Genomic DNA, 382 nt, shown 5'->3' with positions numbered 1-382 from the left:
CTTAGGTCATTTTAATTTAGGCATATGCTATGAGAGACAGGAACTTCTTGAAGAAGCCAAAGAAAGCTTTATCAAAGCAATGAATATACCCGCACATTGCGATTCGGTTTACTCCATTCGTTCAATGTACATGCTGAGCCGAGTTTTATACAAATTAGGTTCAAAGGAGTCCGCCCGGGAATGGAGAACAAAAGCGATTGTATATGCTGATAAAGTAAATGAAGAAATATACAAAGCCAAACTGAACCTCATATACTTTCTATACGATGCAAATGATTCAGTATCTTTTGACTTAAGCATGAATGTACTCAAAGAGAAAAATTTGTGGTCTGAGGTGGCTGATCTATTTCTTAATGCAGCTCTTTATTACAAAAAGCAGGAA

At 36.4% G+C, this 382-nt stretch carries 1 protein-coding gene; it reads left to right on the top strand.

Annotated features, from left to right (window positions below):
- A partial coding sequence (locus tag SB775_RS27725) for a tetratricopeptide repeat protein (protein ID WP_410864355.1) occupies nt 1-382 on the top strand: 382 nt, incomplete at both ends.

The sequence above is a fragment of the Peribacillus sp. SIMBA_075 genome (genome assembly GCF_046534585.1).
The sequence above is the reverse complement of the archived record's forward strand: the minus strand, read 5'-3'. Positions and strand labels throughout refer to the sequence as shown.